The following is a 14,951-nucleotide window of genomic DNA, read 5'->3' as shown; positions in this document are numbered from 1 at the left end:
CCCTCAGTCTTTTGTTACATAACGTTTATCGTTATCTAACGTATAAGCTAGACAACGCTCTTCATAGTCAGGGCCAAGAAATGGGTCATCGATATGATACGCCTTAACTTTCCAGTCAATTTCATAATTTGCCGGCGAAGATATTCCTGCTGACACCTCCCCCTCTTCTCGGCTATACCACAGCTGATTATTGAAACTTTTTCTTACGTGATAAGTCAGCCCGCCTCTGAGGTAACACCCACTTCGTAGACCATGCTTTACGACCTGCCCGGAGACAAACCCTGAATATAAAGGCTTAGTATTGTTAATGGGGCGAGCAATACATTTCATGCCAAACTGAACGGCTCGGACAGTTTTTCGGTAGGTTTGAAAAAGTCGTTTGATGGTCAGATAATTTGCATCCCCACTTAATGGGTATCCCGCGCCTTCTATTTGCAGATTTAACCCTGCAATAAAAACATTCCTTGTTCCGAAAGGATCTAGATTTCGGTCTTCCAAGTACCTTCTTGAAATAGTGATTCTTGATCCTCCCTCTTCATTACCTGGCATTTTCCACCAGACGGGATAAAAATAGTCGGTACTCAACCCCGTCAAATCAATCACCGACTCATAGACACTTTGACCATTAATATCTTTTGCTTGAACTTCGCCACGCCAACGCTCAAAGCTATCTTTGGCTTCAACAAATGTTTGATCAATCTCCCCCATTTTACCTGCCACTTCTTGCGACAACGCTTGTGAAGCTGCTGTCTGCTCTGCCGAAGTTCGCTGTAAATCTGTAATCTTTTGTTCAATACTCATTAACCCAGCTCCGTTCTTAGCCGCTCACTCAGCAACAAATGCTGGTGAGCTATTTTAATTTGTGTTGTTCCTAAAGAGATCGTTGCGATAGCAGCGGTCAGCACCTCTTCAGACATCAGTAAATTCACATTCTCGGTCCCGACCTCGATTGTCACGCTGCTGCTCGGCAGTGGCGACACATCCAGTGTGAACTTCTGTAACCAACTCGAATTCGCCGATTTGTATGTCAGTAATGTATTCGGGGCGGAATACACCGCCAACAAAGTACCGGATTCTAAAAAGAACCCCACTTCACGAACTTCATATTCTTGGCTGCCTTTGAATACGGCGCCCATTCTCAATTGTGTTGGGCTGAGCTCCTCCCAATCTAAAATGACTTCGCGTTGAAGTTCGTTTTTCAACGCCTTCTGATCTGTCGTCGGTGTATAACTACGATCACCAACGGCAATGTATTTAATTGCCCCTTTTAGCCCTTGGTGACGAGCGCTAATAAGCTCAGCGAGCCCCGCATCGGTGTATTGCACGATATAACTCATCCTACTGCTCCAAATTCAAAATCAGTTGTAAAAATTAGGCGTGTGGCTGCGCACCAATACAGAGGAGCAAAGCCTGATGATGCTTTAATGTTACCGCTGCAGTGATCGTCTTTCGCAATAACGCTATGTTGCTTCACCGCTGAAAATTCAAACCCAAATTCAGCGCCAAGGGCCATAATGAAATCAACCGTGTCTCGCTCAGACTTAGTGCTCTCAATACGACTTAAGACTCGGGTTGTCGCCGCCTTATCAAGCGGCTGGTTTCGTTGCCATGCGATACATTCAATATGATACGGCGCGTGTCTTGGTTGCATTTGATGCCAAGGTGTCACTTCCACATCACAATCAATCGCATCCAGTGCAATAGACAAACCAAATCGCGTTCCGGCTTTTCGATGAATATCAAACGCCTTATCCACCGTTTTACGTTGACTTTCTAGCGTGTCTTTTGGCTGCCAATCCGTTACACCTCGCTCACCCGCAAGCAAAACCACAAAGGTTTTCTCCGTCAATAAAGGTTGTTTGAGGTTGGGATACGGACAAAAAGTGGATTGAATAAGTTCTGTCCAAGCAAACTCCAAAGCCTCTTCAATAAGAGAAGCATTATTGGGCTGAACCGATAGAAACGCCTTATTCAGATCGGACATTCACCATCACCTCCGTACAATGTGGCGCTTCATCCCAAGCGCACACCACATCCACTGCCGGTGCTTGAACCTTGGCCCGTTTCGCACCCAGCTCATAAAAGATATGGGCCACTTCTTCCCGGTCAATAATGCCGCCAAGCCTTTGTGCTTTTTCGGCAAACTGCCAAGCCACAACGACCGCCGACGCCTTTTCGACCTCATTGTTGGGATCCGCTCCTGTAAAAAGCGTCACTTCAATTTGATAAGGCTTAGGCGTTGCCGCTTTTACCGTGACCTCATCCGACTCTTGCGCGATGTCATCGCGGTTTAGGTATTGTCTTGCTCTTTCAAGCAATGCCGCACTTGGAACACCATTGGGTGATGTGCGGCTTAATAACGCCACACAAACTTTGCCTGAATTAGGTTCTAGCATCCTAGCTTGCGCATCTTTGATAGGGTTAGGTAAGGAGGTTTCAGGAAACTCATAACGCATTACCAGAGCATCTTTTTCAGAATTCACCGTAATGGTGGGCCGCTCTTCTAAAGTCATGGCATGAAAACGATAACCAAGCCGAGTGCCCGTTGTATGAAACTGGAAAGGCGCTAAATCAAAACGCTGAAGCAGGCTTTGATTAGACTCCATGACTGCAGGCTTTGTGGGAAAAACCGTATCATCACTGGCTTCTATGACCTGACGCTTTAAACTGTATTGCAACGCCAACAAATCTACCATTTCGGTATCGGTCACGTACTTACGAAACATCTGCAAAGCTTGATGGTTCTGCTCTCGTATTTCAGCGGTTCGTTTTAAGACAAACGCTTGTGTCACCTGAGCGAGCAGCTCACCTTGATTATTAAAGGCCTCGCGTAATTGTTTCGCTTTATCTTCATCTCGCTGAGCGCAATATTCCACCGCAAAATTGCTGTATTCATCCAGCAGAGATTCAAAGTTAGGCTCACTGAAAGCTTGAGGTTTATTGCTCATAATACCCCTCTTAATTGCAGAGGTTCACCGCGCCATGTTCCCGAGACTTTCACTCTGAATCCATTCAAGTGTGGGATTGCTTGGCACTGAATGCCTTGATAATCCGTTAACCCATTCAATGGGTTGGACAAAGCCTCTAACGTTAGATTTTGAACTATCATGGCTTCGGTGGGTGTCTGCTGCTTTCCCAAACGCGAAACCGCTCGATTTCCAACGCCTCGACGTTTTACTCGTGAACTGACTTCTGTCGTTAGTATCTTTGCAAAACGACAGCTCAAGGCGCTGGCACCGGTTACGGTTTGTCCTGTTTTGGGGTCAATACCAATCATTGTTGTTGCTCCGTTGGCTTGGTTTTCGCAGGACCAGGAAGTATGCCTGGATGCTCGTGTTTGTTATAAATCTCTCGGTCAGCTTGCATCGAACGAGTATGATCAGTGACCTCTCCCGTTGCTTGATAATCCCCATCTTGCCAAGTATCACCATAGATCTTCATGCCCCCTGGATACCGGCAAATAATAGAGCCGTCATCGACGTTATAAAGCTCTGACATGCCGTTACCGTAATCGGTCATCACCTCGTTATCTTTGAGTGTTGGGCTTTGAAAGTGAGTAGAAGGTAACCCCATTAACGCCACGGCATTGTTTAAGCTGTCACCGCTTCCCAAATTAATCAGCAAACATTGCTCGTTAACTGAAGGGCGCCGATAATGGCTGACTCTTCCTGCCGCAAGCACAAAAAAAGGGATCCTCTTTACAAGATTATCCCCTGTCTGAATATCGACGGTGTTTGCCTCTGCTTTCACAACAACACCTAGGCGTAGTAGATTGGCCGAAGCGCGATTGTTCTCTTCTAACTCTTCATGTAATTCAAGAACCTTCTTCTCTAATGCGCTCACATGTTTCATCAGCTTGGTTAGCATGGTGGGAGCCCCCATCAATGTAATGCCAGCTCTCTTCCACTGGGCCTAATCGAATACGCTGTTTCATCGTCACGGTTCGTGCAAACACACCATTTTTTGGATCAAATTTGCTAGGAAGATTCGACACTACTACCGCACCGTCTAAATCGCTCGACGCACCAAATTGTTGATGCAGCAATTCTCGCTCTACACGCGTTGAAGCGTCCAACGCTTCCAAATCAAACTCATCCATGGAGATAGGCACTTCAACCAAGAACCTTAATTCAATGTCATGAAGGTGACGCCCGTCGTTGGCATATTCATTAACCGGCTCGGCCTCGCCAATGTGATAACTGATGGTGGTGTTGGCCAACTCCACCGCTTGGCGTCGATAAACAGTATCGACCTTAAGCGTAAGCCGCTGCTCTAAGTGATTGACCACCAATAAGACCCACTCACGCGGCGAGCGAAAGAACGTGTTTGAATTCACGATGAAAAAACGCCTCAAATTTACGATTAATATCGGGTAAGTAGTTCTCAACAATCGAATCCACATCATCCGCAATATCGATGTTGACTCTTTCTATGGGAGATCTCGACTTACCGCGCCTTCGCCATACCAAGAGTTCATCGCTATCCATCGGAGAAATAAACGCGCCAGCAAAAAAATGCTCACCCACTCGGACACCTAAGCGGTTTTGAACGGGCTTACCCAGTCGATGAACACCAATCTCACGCACACCAATCCATAGCTTCGACACACGACCGTTTTTGTACACTCGAAATCGCGAACGCAGCGCTTTGTTATCAATACTGAGCTCATAACCAAGCTCTGCCATCGATACCCCTCGTAACCATCGAGAGGTGAGCGAAGCCGCGCGAAGTACTGCTTTCGGAATTTCTTCTGAAAACGCTTCATAACGACGAATAAACTCCGTATCTAAAAGCAATTGGGAACGACTAAAATTCAGACCACTCATGCTGCGCACCTTGGGGATCGAAGACCAGGACGTATTCCCTCATAAGCTGACTCGTCCCGTTGGGACTTTTAGCCGCTGTATTAAACACTAACCGGTACCGTTTATCGCGATAAAGCAAAGTACAGCTTTCAGGGAGCTCAGAATCCGTAGCCAGTAAATGCACTTGATTCACGCCCTTCTCGTGACTTCGGATGTATCCGATCACTTCAATCTGCTTCCCTTGTGGGGTCATCACAAAAAGAGGACGACCAAAACAGCGTTGGATAGATTGACGAATAAGACGCCGAGCCGCTTCAAACTCACTCATCACAACTCATTAAGTCACAAACTCAGTGAGTACGCCGCCAGTCAGAAGCACCCCATCATCAATGAACACCCCAACCGGTTGAGACACGTCCCCCGATGCCGTGGGCTTTGTCTTGGTAAACTCACCGTTTTTAAAGTAAGCCGCTTCGGAGGCAAAGCTCACGCTATCACCGGCTTTAATCGGGCCATCAAAATGACCTTGTGTGTAACACACCACCGTCTCGCCGGCTTTCGCCGTAAAGTTGGGCACCACTAATAAAGCTCCAAGTAGACAAGGGACATCTTTCTTAAAACCACCCGTTGGCACGGTCGCCACAATCTTTTTCCCATCGCTTAAACGCATATTGTCACCATTAAAAAAGGGCAAGCCATGCTCACCCTATCAATCAAATCAAACTGTTCTTCCAAGCTTTACTTAAAGACCGCTTGGGCAATACCACGTCGGTCTAATACCTTCGACATTAAGTCGTAAGTAATACGGAACTTGGCACCATCGCTGCTCCAACCGTCGCCCGTTTCTAACCATGGGTCTTGCTGGCCATCTAAGAAGCCCATCACTACGGTATCAAAATCTTTACCTGTCAGCGCCAGTGCGCCATTCACCTCGCTTAAACGCGCAGTTTCAATCACTTTGCCGAATTTTTTATAGGCTGGGTTAAAGGCATCCGGTTTGCTCGCGGTGTTCAAAACCGCTTCAAACATTGAAGCATGATCCGGACTCGCAATCAGGAGCTCACCACGAAGATCTAACGCATCGCCTTGACCCGCTTCACCATCCAGTGGGATGGTGGTTGCCGTCGCAAATACCTTATGCAGAGCCATAATCATCGCCGCGTAATCGCCCGCTGGAATGTCATTGATGAAATTACCCCAGCCTTTGTCTTTGCCCGCTTTAAAGACATTGCCACCATCGGCCATTTTGCCTGCGAGGATAGCGTTAAACATCAGCTTGTCTGACAGACGATAACCGGACTGCATGAATTTACGAGGCACCTTCGCCACTAAGCCAATTTCATCATTAATGATGGCATGACGAGTAAACTGGATTTCACGCCCAAAGGTCGCAAGCTGAATGCGCTCACCGCTGCCTTTTAAGATCGCCGCTTTGTATTCGCCATCTTCCGCTACTTTCATCAAGTCCGGCGCGTCATTAACCATCACTAACTCAGTTTCACGAAAATCCGTCAGGTTCTCTACGTTAGCCAGTTCACGCCACATCGGAGCTCTTGCTTGCGCTTCATCGCGCATCACGGTTCGAATACCTTCAGTGATGATGTCGCCAAAATCACCGGAGTTAAACGCTCGGTTCACCAATTCATTCTTGGTGATCGCGCTTCGAGCATTCACATCGAGGCAAGCGCGCGCCATATTCAGTAATGACTCATGACCGAACGCGTTGTCTTTTTCTAAATCCTCAACACCACAACGTGCATTCAACGCATTTTGCAGTTCCTCTTTGACATGGTTACCGTTGCCAAGTCTCATGTGCGTAGCCGTCAAATTCGCTTCAGGCTCTTGTTGACCTGCCGCTGATTGGCTGCCAATACTTTCTAAAATCTTAGTGGATGCCTGTCCCACTGAGCACGATAAGTCAGCCAGCATTTCATTGGTGAGTGCCTCGCTGACTTTATGTTGAGCACACAACGCACGAATATCTGCTTGGCGTTGGTTCTCTGCTTTTACAGCGTTTTGTAATTCTTCATTTGGTTTCGGCATGTCGCTTACCTGCTTAGGTTTGTCTATTTGAGGTTCATTTGGCTGAGCAGACGCTGCTAAAGGTGTCGGTTCATTCACCTGTTGCGTTAGCGAATTCATCAACTCGGCTGGCGCTTGTTTGAAATTCTTAAAATCAGATTCATCGAGGTTTTGTAATGCGTTACTAAGGTCGACCGCTTCAACCACCTCATCAACAATCCCCCACTCTTTAGCGGCTTGCGCGGTGAACCACGTTTCTTTCTCCATGGCAGTCAGTACCTCTTCAAGAGGTTGACCCGACTTTTCAGCGTACGCTTCAGAAATGGTCTTGGTCGCCGCTTGCAACTGTTGAAACGCTGAGTTGATTTCCTTCTCACCGCCCCACGCTCCGATAGTAGGGTTATGGATCATCAACATGGCATTTTCAGGCATACAGATAGAGTCACAGGCAAGCAGGACATAAGTCGCAATGCTCGCGGCCATGCCATCAACAATGCCCATCACCTTTCCTTTATGCGCCTTCAGTGCGTTATACATTGCAAGACCTTGGTAAACGCTGCCCCCACCACTGAGCATTCGCAATTCAACCTCTTTATTGTTGGCCACTTGCAACGCCGCAATGATTTCCATTGCATCAATATCCCAAGCACTGATATCTCCATGCACCCAAATCTTAATCACATCGGCTTCGTTCTTAAGCGTGTACCAGCTATTCTTTGGTTTTGGCATTGTTTGCCTCTTCTTTCTGATTGTTGAGCTTCACCGCATGAGCAGGGTCCGACGTACTCACGATGTGCATATCGTTCATTTGTTGACGTTCAGATTGAATTTCGCGACGAGTCGACAACGGGTTAATATTACGTTCACGTTGTGCATGACTTAAGGAATGCAAACCTAAACGGGTTCCTTTTTCGACGCCTACCATTTCTTTGCTAGGGTCAATCCATGGCATCACTGGCGCCTGATAGATCGCATTAAAAATAGAGTCTCGCTTAACCCCTGCGAGGATGTTGACTTCACCGGCTAACATCGCCATCTGCAAAGCATGTCGATACTGTGGACGAGTCCAACCTAAAACGAACTTTCGCTGCAACACTCGATAACGACTGAACGAATCGATTAACTCTTGGCGCTGAGCGGAATAACTGCCGTTGCTATAGTCTCGGGTTACGCTAGAGTTGTTCACTCCTGCGCCGCCACTGGCTAATCGAAGCTGGGCATTTCGAAAAGGGCTGCTCATGGTTTCTTTTCGGTTGTTCTCCACCACCCCTGCATCTTCACCGGGTGCCAGTTCAAACGAGTTTCCCATCCCTAAAAACAAATCGCCGCCGCGATCGAACGCGTCCGTTGCATTTGAATTCAATGTCGGATCTCGTTTTATGTAATAAGCAAAACGACTCGCTATCTGGGCACTAATACGCTCAGATTGGTCGTAATCTTCGATGTCATCGACCAAATCCAAAATGGAATGCAAAAGGGAAATGCCACGGTTTTGATGAAAACGCCGAGTAAACTTTAAATGGCAGACAAACTGCGCATCGACATCAACGAACTCAAACCCTCTTGAGTCTCTCTGAATCAAATAGCTCACAGCCTGCCCGAGCTTGTTTCGCTTAATACCTTCAAACAGTCCCCCTTCAGCTTCCGTTATGTGGGAAGGAATAAAATCAGGCTCAAAGGGTTGCACCGCAAAGGGCGTCTCTGTTGGGTAATTCAAATCACTGTGCTTACCCATGAACATTCGACAAAACACCTCGCCATCACGAAACCATGTTCGACCCGCAAGCCACTCCGTTTCCGCGCGAGAATGTTCAGCATCGATGTTTTGATTTAAAGAAAAATTCTCCCACCAGGTCATGATCGCCTGAGCGCATTCGACATGCACTTCCCCTTTGTGGTTTAAAGGCTGAGGCTCCACCATGATGCCATTCGGACCAATTACATTGGCGCAAAGCTCATCCAAAATGGCCGTAACAAACGGGTTATTTTCATCCATATGTCGGGCACGTTGATACACCGCTTTCGCGCCTTTGTTCAACGAATTGGCATCGCCTTTTGATTGTTTATTTGTCTTTTTGGTGTGCGGATTACGGGGAAGTGCTGCATTGTATTTATTCAAAAGCCGTCTGTCGTAGGCACGTTCCAACCCTTTCCTAGGACTGAATATGGCCACGAGCTTGTCGAGCAAGTTTTGGCTACTCAAGATAATTTCTCCGTATCATAGAGCGTCGTCCCCCTTGAACTTGCAGAGCGATAATGCGCTGCAAACGCTCTATCTCTTTACGCACCGTCGCTAAACTCGCCAAGGTCAACTCTTCATCTTCTGCCGTCTTAACCGACTGTTGCTGTAAGATTTTCTGTTCGGCTTCGAGGTACCACTGCAAACGTTCTTGATTGGTCGGTATCACTAAACTCATCCGAAAATACCTCTTGAGTGGTTATAACGTTTCTTAGGCTTGCGCTCGAAAACAGGCTGTAAGTCAGCATCAATCACATTCGAGTTAATCTGCCATTCAGACGCCCAAGGGGGTACGCTTTCCCAATGGATGTCATCACCACCAAGAAAGTGCATCCCCGCTTCGGCATACGCGCATAAATCAAAACTTTCGTTACGCGTCTTATCAGGACAAATCCATTGGCCTTTTTCATCAATGAATTCCGCCGTCAGTTCATCAAACCACTCTCTTTCCGCCCAGGCGGGCAAATGGAAATACCGAGAGCCAAATTCTTCACGGGAATAGCTGGCCACCACACGGTTTTTTAGTCGATTGGTGTGCAGCAGTAATAAAGGGATCTCACCATGCGCCAGTTTGCTGCGCTTATCTGGGTAAGATTCTTTAATCAGTGAATCCATGTCTTTGTTGCTGGCCCCTTTCACAAGTCGAAACAAGTGGGCCAACCCTTTCGCTTTAAGGCGGTTATAAAACTGGTAAGCAAAATCGGTCACTGAAGTTTTCTTACCGTCTTTTTCAGAAGCCGAACCACCAGAATCACACAGTGTTAATATTGGTTTCATGACTCGTCCACTGCCATCGGCAACGGGGTATGTTTTCTTGATCACCTGAGCGATGAGTAGGTCCCAATCTTCCGCGTAAATGGCAGGGTTAATACGGTCACCATTTCGATGTGGTGTCGTTAAAATCTCAAAGCGGTCGATCACCCAGCGCTGCAGCCCTTCGCCAAACACTTGAGCTTGAACCACAAACCGAGCATTGGATTTACCACCTTGAACATCGATACTCATGATCAAGAAACGGCCACCAACAGGCACAACCCCACGCAAATAAGGATTGCCTTTGGCTTTTTCCATCAGCTCATGAACACCAATGTCTTTTCCTTCGATTTGTAAGATATAAGGACGGCCAACATCAATGTTATAAAAAGACATCAAAGAATCTTCATCACCGCTATCTTCATACAAGGTTTGAGCCGTGAGATAACGATAAACTAAGTTCTCCCAACTCTGGTAGGCCGCTACGACACCTTCAAACCCAAACGACGCCCATTTAGACTGGCGTATTTTGTCTTCATCCGTGACCTCTTCACCAAACGAGTCCACCGCCCCTTCACGAAACCAACGGGCCGCTAAACTTTTTTCTTGTTTTTGGTGCTCATCAATACGGTGCAAACAACGTGGACATTGGCAATAAGTAGACTTGGCCACATCTTGAGGATCTGAATACTTGTCTTCCCAATGCAAAGTTTCAAAATCAGGAAGGAACCAAAAACCACAATCATCACACTGCCAATAGAAACGCCGACGATCACCTTGATTGTAGAGCTGAGCAATTCCCCCACACGGCTGGGCTTCATGAGGGCCGAGCTCTGCTGGTGACTTAGGTTGGCGAACGAGACGCCCTGGTGAACTTTCTGCCATCGCCATCCCAGAAGACTTCGCATTCTGAATCCGCTTAAGCATCAGCTGAAATTTGCTCCCTTCTTGCCCTACGCCATCATCGGCCCGATCGTAATCCGAACAACCGGCGTAACGGAACGTTTCGGCAGATAAACTGCTTTCAGTCGCAGAGTCCAAACTCAAATTCATCCCATTAAGAAAGTGCTTAAACGTTAGCGTATCGTCGGATTTCCGTCCGGTTCGTAGCTTGTTAATCTCTTCCGTCGCAGCAAAACAACGAGCAAGATCCTTTTTAGACATACTCTCTGCTTTCTTTTTTGTAGAATAGATCAGCAACATATCGCCAGGGGCTTGCGTCACCGTGTAATTAATCCACCCTTCAACCAGCCCCTTAGTTTTACCTGAACGCGCTGGCCCCATTAAAATCACCGCTTCGTAAATACGGCGCGATAAACACTCCATCGGCTCTCGAATGTAAGGAACTTGACTCGATAAGAACTTCGTCACATCCGTCCCATCAGAAATCCACAAACCCTCATCAGCGGCAAGAACAGGACTTTTATTGACAGGTCGACACAAATAAGCCAACTTTCTTCTTATTTCTGCGGCATCCGCAAACTGAACACCTAAACGGGGATCAAACGTTTTCAAGCTCATCTGCAATTGCCTTCAAATCGAAATTCAATAATTTATCCAAATATTCAAGCTCTTGCGGGGTGGCACTGGTTATCGCAGACTCAACACGAGTGATCACTTTCTCTTTAAAACTCTTCACACTGGCAAGGCAAGTGCCGATTTCAAGCTCATAGTCAGCTTTATCCACACATTCACCGGTCTCGTTCAAAAGCGCCAATTTTTCACGTTCCGACTGGATATAAGCCCTGAGCTCTGCGGCCGTTTTAAAACCCATCAAATCCGGAGCATCACTTTCTTTAATCATTGCTTTACATAAATACGGGGCAACTTGAACCACATCGTAAAGGGGGATATTGCCTTTGTAGGCGATTGGCTCAATGCCTGCAGACTTCAGCTTTTTCCGGATCGTAGAGCGGTGATAATCGAACGCTTCCAACTCGGTCAAATTCCAAAGTCGTTTTTCATTGTTCATTGAAAGCCCTCTGAATGAGTGTCGCCTCTCCGTGTGTCACGCCCTCGTAAAAAATGAATTACGGACAATAACGAATGACGACCACCCAAGTAGTCAGTGTTATTCGCCCATATTTGTTATCGCACTCTCGTAGCCATAAAAACTACGTAAATGCTCGATTTGGTCAGCGCAATTGCGCCAAGCTTCTAACCACACCGGGTCGCGCTCTACCGCTTCACCGTAGGTTTTAGGCGGAGAAGTAAAAGGCTGTGTGCAAGAAGTCAGATACACCGCCGGAGGAAGAACCAACCGGTCTTGGTATTCAGTGATGACCTCAGTCGTAGTACAACCACTCAGAAGCATCAGGAATAGGCACATCTGTACATTTTTCATGAACCAGTACCTCTTTTATTTGGGTCACTGTGCGAATCGTTTCAGCATTCCGATCGGCCTTAGCTAGCAGCAAAACATCAGCGGCCCGTTGCGCTTGCCGAACTTCATCGCTTAAGGTTTTAACGGTGATAGACAGTGATTTATTTTTGTTCAATGAGTCTTGAAACTGCCCCTGAAGCTCACCGTAGCGCTTTGCCTGCACTTTGGTTAAATCAAGTAGATACGCAGAGAAAACGAAGCTACCAAGCAACAAAATAACCAAACCTATCAACAAAGTATTTTTGATAGAGAAGTTCATAAAGCCTCCCCTTGTTACCAGCCGTTCAAACAAGCTTGTTGTTCTAATTCGCGACGTTTCACGATCCCTGAACATTGACTATCAGGGTCCCTGCAGTTTTTGCCGTTAACATAGACCCAACGTGAAAATTCGAGGCACGCTTTTAAGGGTTGGTTTTGGTTAAATAACTTAAGCATGGTGGAACGTTTAAAGTTGCCAACGCCAAGGTTGAACACAAAGCTCACCAGGACATCAAACTGAGCTTGAGTAACGTCAGTGGTTAGGTGTTTGTTTACAGAATTTTCGGCACTTTTCACATCAGCGATGAAATTACGAGCAATTTGCTCTTGGGTCACAGTATCGCCTTGCTTGACACCTTGGGTATGGCCGAGGCCATGAGTCCATACTTTAGCGCTGCATCGGTAAGCTTGAGTTCGACACCCTTCGAAATTGGCAATATGGCTTAAGCCTTGTTGGCTCGTTCGCAAGTCCGAAATTAAGTTAAAAGCAAGCGCGAGCACGACAGCGACTGAACACACCCCCTTAGAGATCGCGCTTCGCATAAACTTTCACCGCTTTTTCTGGATTCGCTTTGATTATCTCTACGATCTTTTTTTTGTAATACCGGTTAGTAAAATAAGTCACTATCACAAAAATCAAACCTATGACGCTGACCCAATCTTGCAAAGTCAATGCACCAAAGCCTGCATAGGCCAGAGCACTCACGTATGAAACGAAAGAACTGATTTTCTCTTGCATATTGCGCTCACAAAAAAGCACCCGACTTTCACAATAGAAAGGGGTGCTTTGTCAGTTATAAACGGTAGAAACGAAAAAACCCCGCCGAATGGGCGAGGTTTCCTAATGTGACAATAATGCATCGTTCTTAATCACCTGTCAATGTTAGTAGTAACAAATACAAGTAAGTCTAATAAGAAGGTCAACTGGTTGTGGGAAGAACAACTGAAAATTCCGCTGACCCACAACACTCAAGTTCATTCAGTCGCTCGATTCCTAGCAACTGAACGCTTTGTCTATAAAAAGCTGAATGTCCGATAACAACGCAGCTTTTTACATTCATTTTTTTTGAATATTTATCATAAAACGATATTATTCTCTCACTGAAAGATTCAATTGTCTCAACGGAACTACACAACTCCATTTCCTCTCGATTTTTTTTAGATTTCACGTGACCTTCAAAAAACCCAAAGTCTCTTTCAATAAGAAGTGGCTCTTCAATATACTCGCAATCATCATACCGTAAAGCAAACCAATTAGCTGTCTGTTGCGCTCTTAACAAAGGGCTAACCAAGACAATCTCCGGTTTGTTTTTACGAATCAAATCCAAAGCATTGAAGAGTAACTCCTCGTTAAAATATTCTACAGCAATATTTCGTCTTCCTGCAAATAGGTTATCAGTGCTATATGAAGTTATTCCATGTCGGATATAAACAACTTTCATTAAAAAACTAAAGATGCATGAATTGGATGATTTTTTTCATATTTTGAGTTAAACATCTTATTTAACTCATTTTCAAACTCTTTAGACAGTTCCGATAACTCTACGTATTTATTATTTTCTTTTCTTTTACTTTCAACTACTGAGTCCAACGACTGTCTAACAGACTCTTTGGAAATTTCCGTCAAGAAATAAGAATACTGTTCTTTCAACACATGAAAGTCATCACCAAAAATATGTGCGATTCTTGCAATCGGTGATAACTCTAGAAGATCATATGTTTTATTCAATTTTTCTTCGCGTGAAAGACCGTGAGTTTCAGCAACGGTAATCAACCCTGAAAAATATAACAATTTCCTAGAAAAACGTAGTTTTATTTTACGGACGCCCCAACTTTTACCCTGTTCGGAGACTTTGTATTGATAGTCAGTGCATATAGTTCTGTAATAGCGAATGACATCATTCAACATGAATTTGTTTATGCTCTCATTTGGAACTGATGATTTGATATATTTATCTAGTATTTCTCTTTTCAAAGAAATATACATATCTTCGTTGTAAAGCCATTTACTTTCCAGTAAATAAAGCATCCTTCTTGTAAATGCCTTATTACTATCCAATTCACCACCGAAATTATTCAGTAAATCTGAACTCTCAATAACAGCTCCAAATGTACCTGTACCACCAACATTCTTCTCAACATACTTACTGATGATTTCATCTATAGTTTGTTCTACTTGTTTAACTACACTTGAATCAAGTTTAGCTGATGATATTAAATACCAGTCCATATCAGACTGATCCGATGCTTCTTCTCGGCCAAATGATCCGGTAACTACAAGACACATATTTGAATCAAGAATACTACATTTCTTGAATTCTTCTTTTATTTTAAAAATAATATCGTCTGTATGTTTTTTTCTTTGTTCCATAAAGCCTTTTACCTTGCCTACTTATATTAATTTAAATTGTTCATTTGGCGATATAACATCGTCAAAGTACTTTATATTCTTTCTGACTTTTTTTCTATTACATAAAAACCTGTTATTTAT

Annotated in this window: 21 protein-coding genes; all 21 read right to left on the bottom strand. The window is 45.2% G+C overall.

From position 1 onward, the window contains the following. Nucleotides 1-3: 3 nt before the first annotated feature. Nucleotides 4-801 carry a hypothetical protein gene (locus tag AB4623_RS00575; RefSeq protein ID WP_372011994.1) on the bottom strand — a complete coding sequence of 266 codons (798 nt, stop codon included), beginning with the start codon at nt 799-801 and terminating at the stop codon, nt 4-6. Then, on the bottom strand, nt 801-1,337 hold the full coding sequence (locus AB4623_RS00570) for a phage tail protein (protein WP_017100933.1): 537 nt from the start codon (nt 1,335-1,337) through the stop codon (nt 801-803). Before AB4623_RS00570 ends, AB4623_RS00575 begins: the two co-directional genes overlap by 1 nt. Further along, entirely contained in the window at nt 1,334-1,984 is a 651-nt protein-coding gene (locus tag AB4623_RS00565; RefSeq protein WP_371728398.1) for a phage tail protein I, read from the bottom strand. The genes AB4623_RS00570 and AB4623_RS00565 overlap by 4 nt, the downstream gene beginning before the upstream one ends. After that, on the bottom strand, nt 1,968-2,948 hold the full coding sequence (locus tag AB4623_RS00560; RefSeq protein WP_371728397.1) for a baseplate J/gp47 family protein: 981 nt from the start codon (nt 2,946-2,948) through the stop codon (nt 1,968-1,970). The genes AB4623_RS00565 and AB4623_RS00560 overlap by 17 nt, the downstream gene beginning before the upstream one ends. Further along, complete coding sequence (locus tag AB4623_RS00555) at nt 2,945-3,277, bottom strand: phage baseplate protein (RefSeq protein WP_371728396.1); 333 nt, start codon at nt 3,275-3,277, stop codon at nt 2,945-2,947. The genes AB4623_RS00560 and AB4623_RS00555 overlap by 4 nt, the downstream gene beginning before the upstream one ends. Beyond that, on the bottom strand, nt 3,274-3,867 hold the full coding sequence (locus AB4623_RS00550; protein ID WP_371728395.1) for a phage baseplate assembly protein V: 594 nt from the start codon (nt 3,865-3,867) through the stop codon (nt 3,274-3,276). Before AB4623_RS00550 ends, AB4623_RS00555 begins: the two co-directional genes overlap by 4 nt. Continuing rightward, nucleotides 3,815-4,291: a hypothetical protein gene (locus AB4623_RS00545; RefSeq protein ID WP_371728420.1), complete on the bottom strand. Its 477-nt coding sequence runs from the start codon at nt 4,289-4,291 to the stop codon at nt 3,815-3,817. Before AB4623_RS00545 ends, AB4623_RS00550 begins: the two co-directional genes overlap by 53 nt. A gap of 10 nt (nt 4,292-4,301) precedes the next feature. Beyond that, the gene (locus tag AB4623_RS00540) at nt 4,302-4,826 is read right to left on the bottom strand and encodes a phage tail protein (protein WP_371728394.1); all 525 of its coding nucleotides are present in this window, start codon (nt 4,824-4,826) and stop codon (nt 4,302-4,304) included. Further along, a complete protein-coding gene (locus AB4623_RS00535; protein ID WP_371728393.1) occupies nt 4,807-5,133 on the bottom strand; it encodes a hypothetical protein in 327 nt (108 codons plus the stop codon). Before AB4623_RS00535 ends, AB4623_RS00540 begins: the two co-directional genes overlap by 20 nt. Nucleotides 5,134-5,142: 9 nt before the next feature. Continuing rightward, complete coding sequence (locus AB4623_RS00530; protein WP_372145496.1) at nt 5,143-5,475, bottom strand: capsid cement protein; 333 nt, start codon at nt 5,473-5,475, stop codon at nt 5,143-5,145. Between the two features lie 68 nt (nt 5,476-5,543). Next, nucleotides 5,544-7,556, bottom strand: coding sequence for a ClpP-like prohead protease/major capsid protein fusion protein (locus tag AB4623_RS00525; protein ID WP_372106144.1), 2,013 nt, complete (start codon nt 7,554-7,556; stop codon nt 5,544-5,546). Beyond that, entirely contained in the window at nt 7,537-9,030 is a 1,494-nt protein-coding gene (locus AB4623_RS00520; RefSeq protein WP_372145494.1) for a phage portal protein, read from the bottom strand. Before AB4623_RS00520 ends, AB4623_RS00525 begins: the two co-directional genes overlap by 20 nt. Next, nucleotides 9,023-9,244 (bottom strand): hypothetical protein, encoded by a 222-nt coding sequence (locus AB4623_RS00515; protein WP_048663569.1) that lies wholly within the window; start codon nt 9,242-9,244, stop codon nt 9,023-9,025. Before AB4623_RS00515 ends, AB4623_RS00520 begins: the two co-directional genes overlap by 8 nt. Continuing rightward, a complete protein-coding gene (locus AB4623_RS00510; protein WP_372145493.1) occupies nt 9,241-11,340 on the bottom strand; it encodes a terminase gpA endonuclease subunit in 2,100 nt (699 codons plus the stop codon). Before AB4623_RS00510 ends, AB4623_RS00515 begins: the two co-directional genes overlap by 4 nt. Beyond that, nucleotides 11,321-11,791, bottom strand: a complete 471-nt coding sequence (locus AB4623_RS00505; protein WP_048669324.1) for a hypothetical protein — start codon at nt 11,789-11,791, stop codon at nt 11,321-11,323. The genes AB4623_RS00510 and AB4623_RS00505 overlap by 20 nt, the downstream gene beginning before the upstream one ends. Nucleotides 11,792-11,890: 99 nt before the next feature. Continuing rightward, nucleotides 11,891-12,163: a hypothetical protein gene (locus AB4623_RS00500; RefSeq protein ID WP_243657232.1), complete on the bottom strand. Its 273-nt coding sequence runs from the start codon at nt 12,161-12,163 to the stop codon at nt 11,891-11,893. Next, entirely contained in the window at nt 12,105-12,461 is a 357-nt protein-coding gene (locus tag AB4623_RS00495) for a hypothetical protein (protein WP_372106142.1), read from the bottom strand. The genes AB4623_RS00500 and AB4623_RS00495 overlap by 59 nt, the downstream gene beginning before the upstream one ends. A 14-nt stretch (nt 12,462-12,475) precedes the next feature. After that, a complete protein-coding gene (locus AB4623_RS00490) occupies nt 12,476-13,003 on the bottom strand; it encodes a lysozyme (protein ID WP_372145491.1) in 528 nt (175 codons plus the stop codon). Further along, nucleotides 12,984-13,199, bottom strand: coding sequence for an HP1 family phage holin (locus AB4623_RS00485; protein WP_048663574.1), 216 nt, complete (start codon nt 13,197-13,199; stop codon nt 12,984-12,986). The genes AB4623_RS00490 and AB4623_RS00485 overlap by 20 nt, the downstream gene beginning before the upstream one ends. Before the next feature lie 181 nt (nt 13,200-13,380). Continuing rightward, on the bottom strand, nt 13,381-13,902 hold the full coding sequence (locus AB4623_RS00480) for a histidine phosphatase family protein (protein WP_048663575.1): 522 nt from the start codon (nt 13,900-13,902) through the stop codon (nt 13,381-13,383). Beyond that, nucleotides 13,902-14,831, bottom strand: a complete 930-nt coding sequence (locus AB4623_RS00475) for a hypothetical protein (RefSeq protein ID WP_048663576.1) — start codon at nt 14,829-14,831, stop codon at nt 13,902-13,904. Before AB4623_RS00475 ends, AB4623_RS00480 begins: the two co-directional genes overlap by 1 nt. Nucleotides 14,832-14,951 lie beyond the last annotated feature (120 nt).

This window comes from Vibrio sp. 10N.222.52.C12 (assembly GCF_041474215.1).
GTDB lineage: Bacteria > Pseudomonadota > Gammaproteobacteria > Enterobacterales > Vibrionaceae > Vibrio > Vibrio crassostreae_C.
The sequence above is the reverse complement of the archived record's forward strand: the minus strand, read 5'-3'. Positions and strand labels throughout refer to the sequence as shown.

Excerpts from the sequence above, each read along its gene's own strand:
- AB4623_RS00575 (WP_372011994.1), bottom strand. The coding sequence starts at position 801 with ATGAGTATTGAACAAAAGATTACAGATTTACAGCGAACTTCGGCAGAG.
- AB4623_RS00570 (WP_017100933.1), bottom strand. The coding sequence starts at position 1,337 with ATGAGTTATATCGTGCAATACACCGATGCGGGGCTCGCTGAGCTTATT.
- AB4623_RS00565 (WP_371728398.1), bottom strand. The coding sequence starts at position 1,984 with ATGTCCGATCTGAATAAGGCGTTTCTATCGGTTCAGCCCAATAATGCT.
- AB4623_RS00560 (WP_371728397.1), bottom strand. The coding sequence starts at position 2,948 with ATGAGCAATAAACCTCAAGCTTTCAGTGAGCCTAACTTTGAATCTCTG.
- AB4623_RS00555 (WP_371728396.1), bottom strand. The coding sequence starts at position 3,277 with ATGATTGGTATTGACCCCAAAACAGGACAAACCGTAACCGGTGCCAGC.
- AB4623_RS00550 (WP_371728395.1), bottom strand. The coding sequence starts at position 3,867 with ATGCTAACCAAGCTGATGAAACATGTGAGCGCATTAGAGAAGAAGGTT.
- AB4623_RS00540 (WP_371728394.1), bottom strand. The coding sequence starts at position 4,826 with ATGAGTGGTCTGAATTTTAGTCGTTCCCAATTGCTTTTAGATACGGAG.
- AB4623_RS00535 (WP_371728393.1), bottom strand. The coding sequence starts at position 5,133 with ATGAGTGAGTTTGAAGCGGCTCGGCGTCTTATTCGTCAATCTATCCAA.
- AB4623_RS00530 (WP_372145496.1), bottom strand. The coding sequence starts at position 5,475 with ATGCGTTTAAGCGATGGGAAAAAGATTGTGGCGACCGTGCCAACGGGT.
- AB4623_RS00525 (WP_372106144.1), bottom strand. The coding sequence starts at position 7,556 with ATGCCAAAACCAAAGAATAGCTGGTACACGCTTAAGAACGAAGCCGAT.
- AB4623_RS00515 (WP_048663569.1), bottom strand. The coding sequence starts at position 9,244 with ATGAGTTTAGTGATACCGACCAATCAAGAACGTTTGCAGTGGTACCTC.
- AB4623_RS00510 (WP_372145493.1), bottom strand. The coding sequence starts at position 11,340 with ATGAGCTTGAAAACGTTTGATCCCCGTTTAGGTGTTCAGTTTGCGGAT.
- AB4623_RS00505 (WP_048669324.1), bottom strand. The coding sequence starts at position 11,791 with ATGAACAATGAAAAACGACTTTGGAATTTGACCGAGTTGGAAGCGTTC.
- AB4623_RS00500 (WP_243657232.1), bottom strand. The coding sequence starts at position 12,163 with ATGAAAAATGTACAGATGTGCCTATTCCTGATGCTTCTGAGTGGTTGT.
- AB4623_RS00495 (WP_372106142.1), bottom strand. The coding sequence starts at position 12,461 with ATGAACTTCTCTATCAAAAATACTTTGTTGATAGGTTTGGTTATTTTG.
- AB4623_RS00490 (WP_372145491.1), bottom strand. The coding sequence starts at position 13,003 with ATGCGAAGCGCGATCTCTAAGGGGGTGTGTTCAGTCGCTGTCGTGCTC.
- AB4623_RS00485 (WP_048663574.1), bottom strand. The coding sequence starts at position 13,199 with ATGCAAGAGAAAATCAGTTCTTTCGTTTCATACGTGAGTGCTCTGGCC.
- AB4623_RS00480 (WP_048663575.1), bottom strand. The coding sequence starts at position 13,902 with ATGAAAGTTGTTTATATCCGACATGGAATAACTTCATATAGCACTGAT.
- AB4623_RS00475 (WP_048663576.1), bottom strand. The coding sequence starts at position 14,831 with ATGGAACAAAGAAAAAAACATACAGACGATATTATTTTTAAAATAAAA.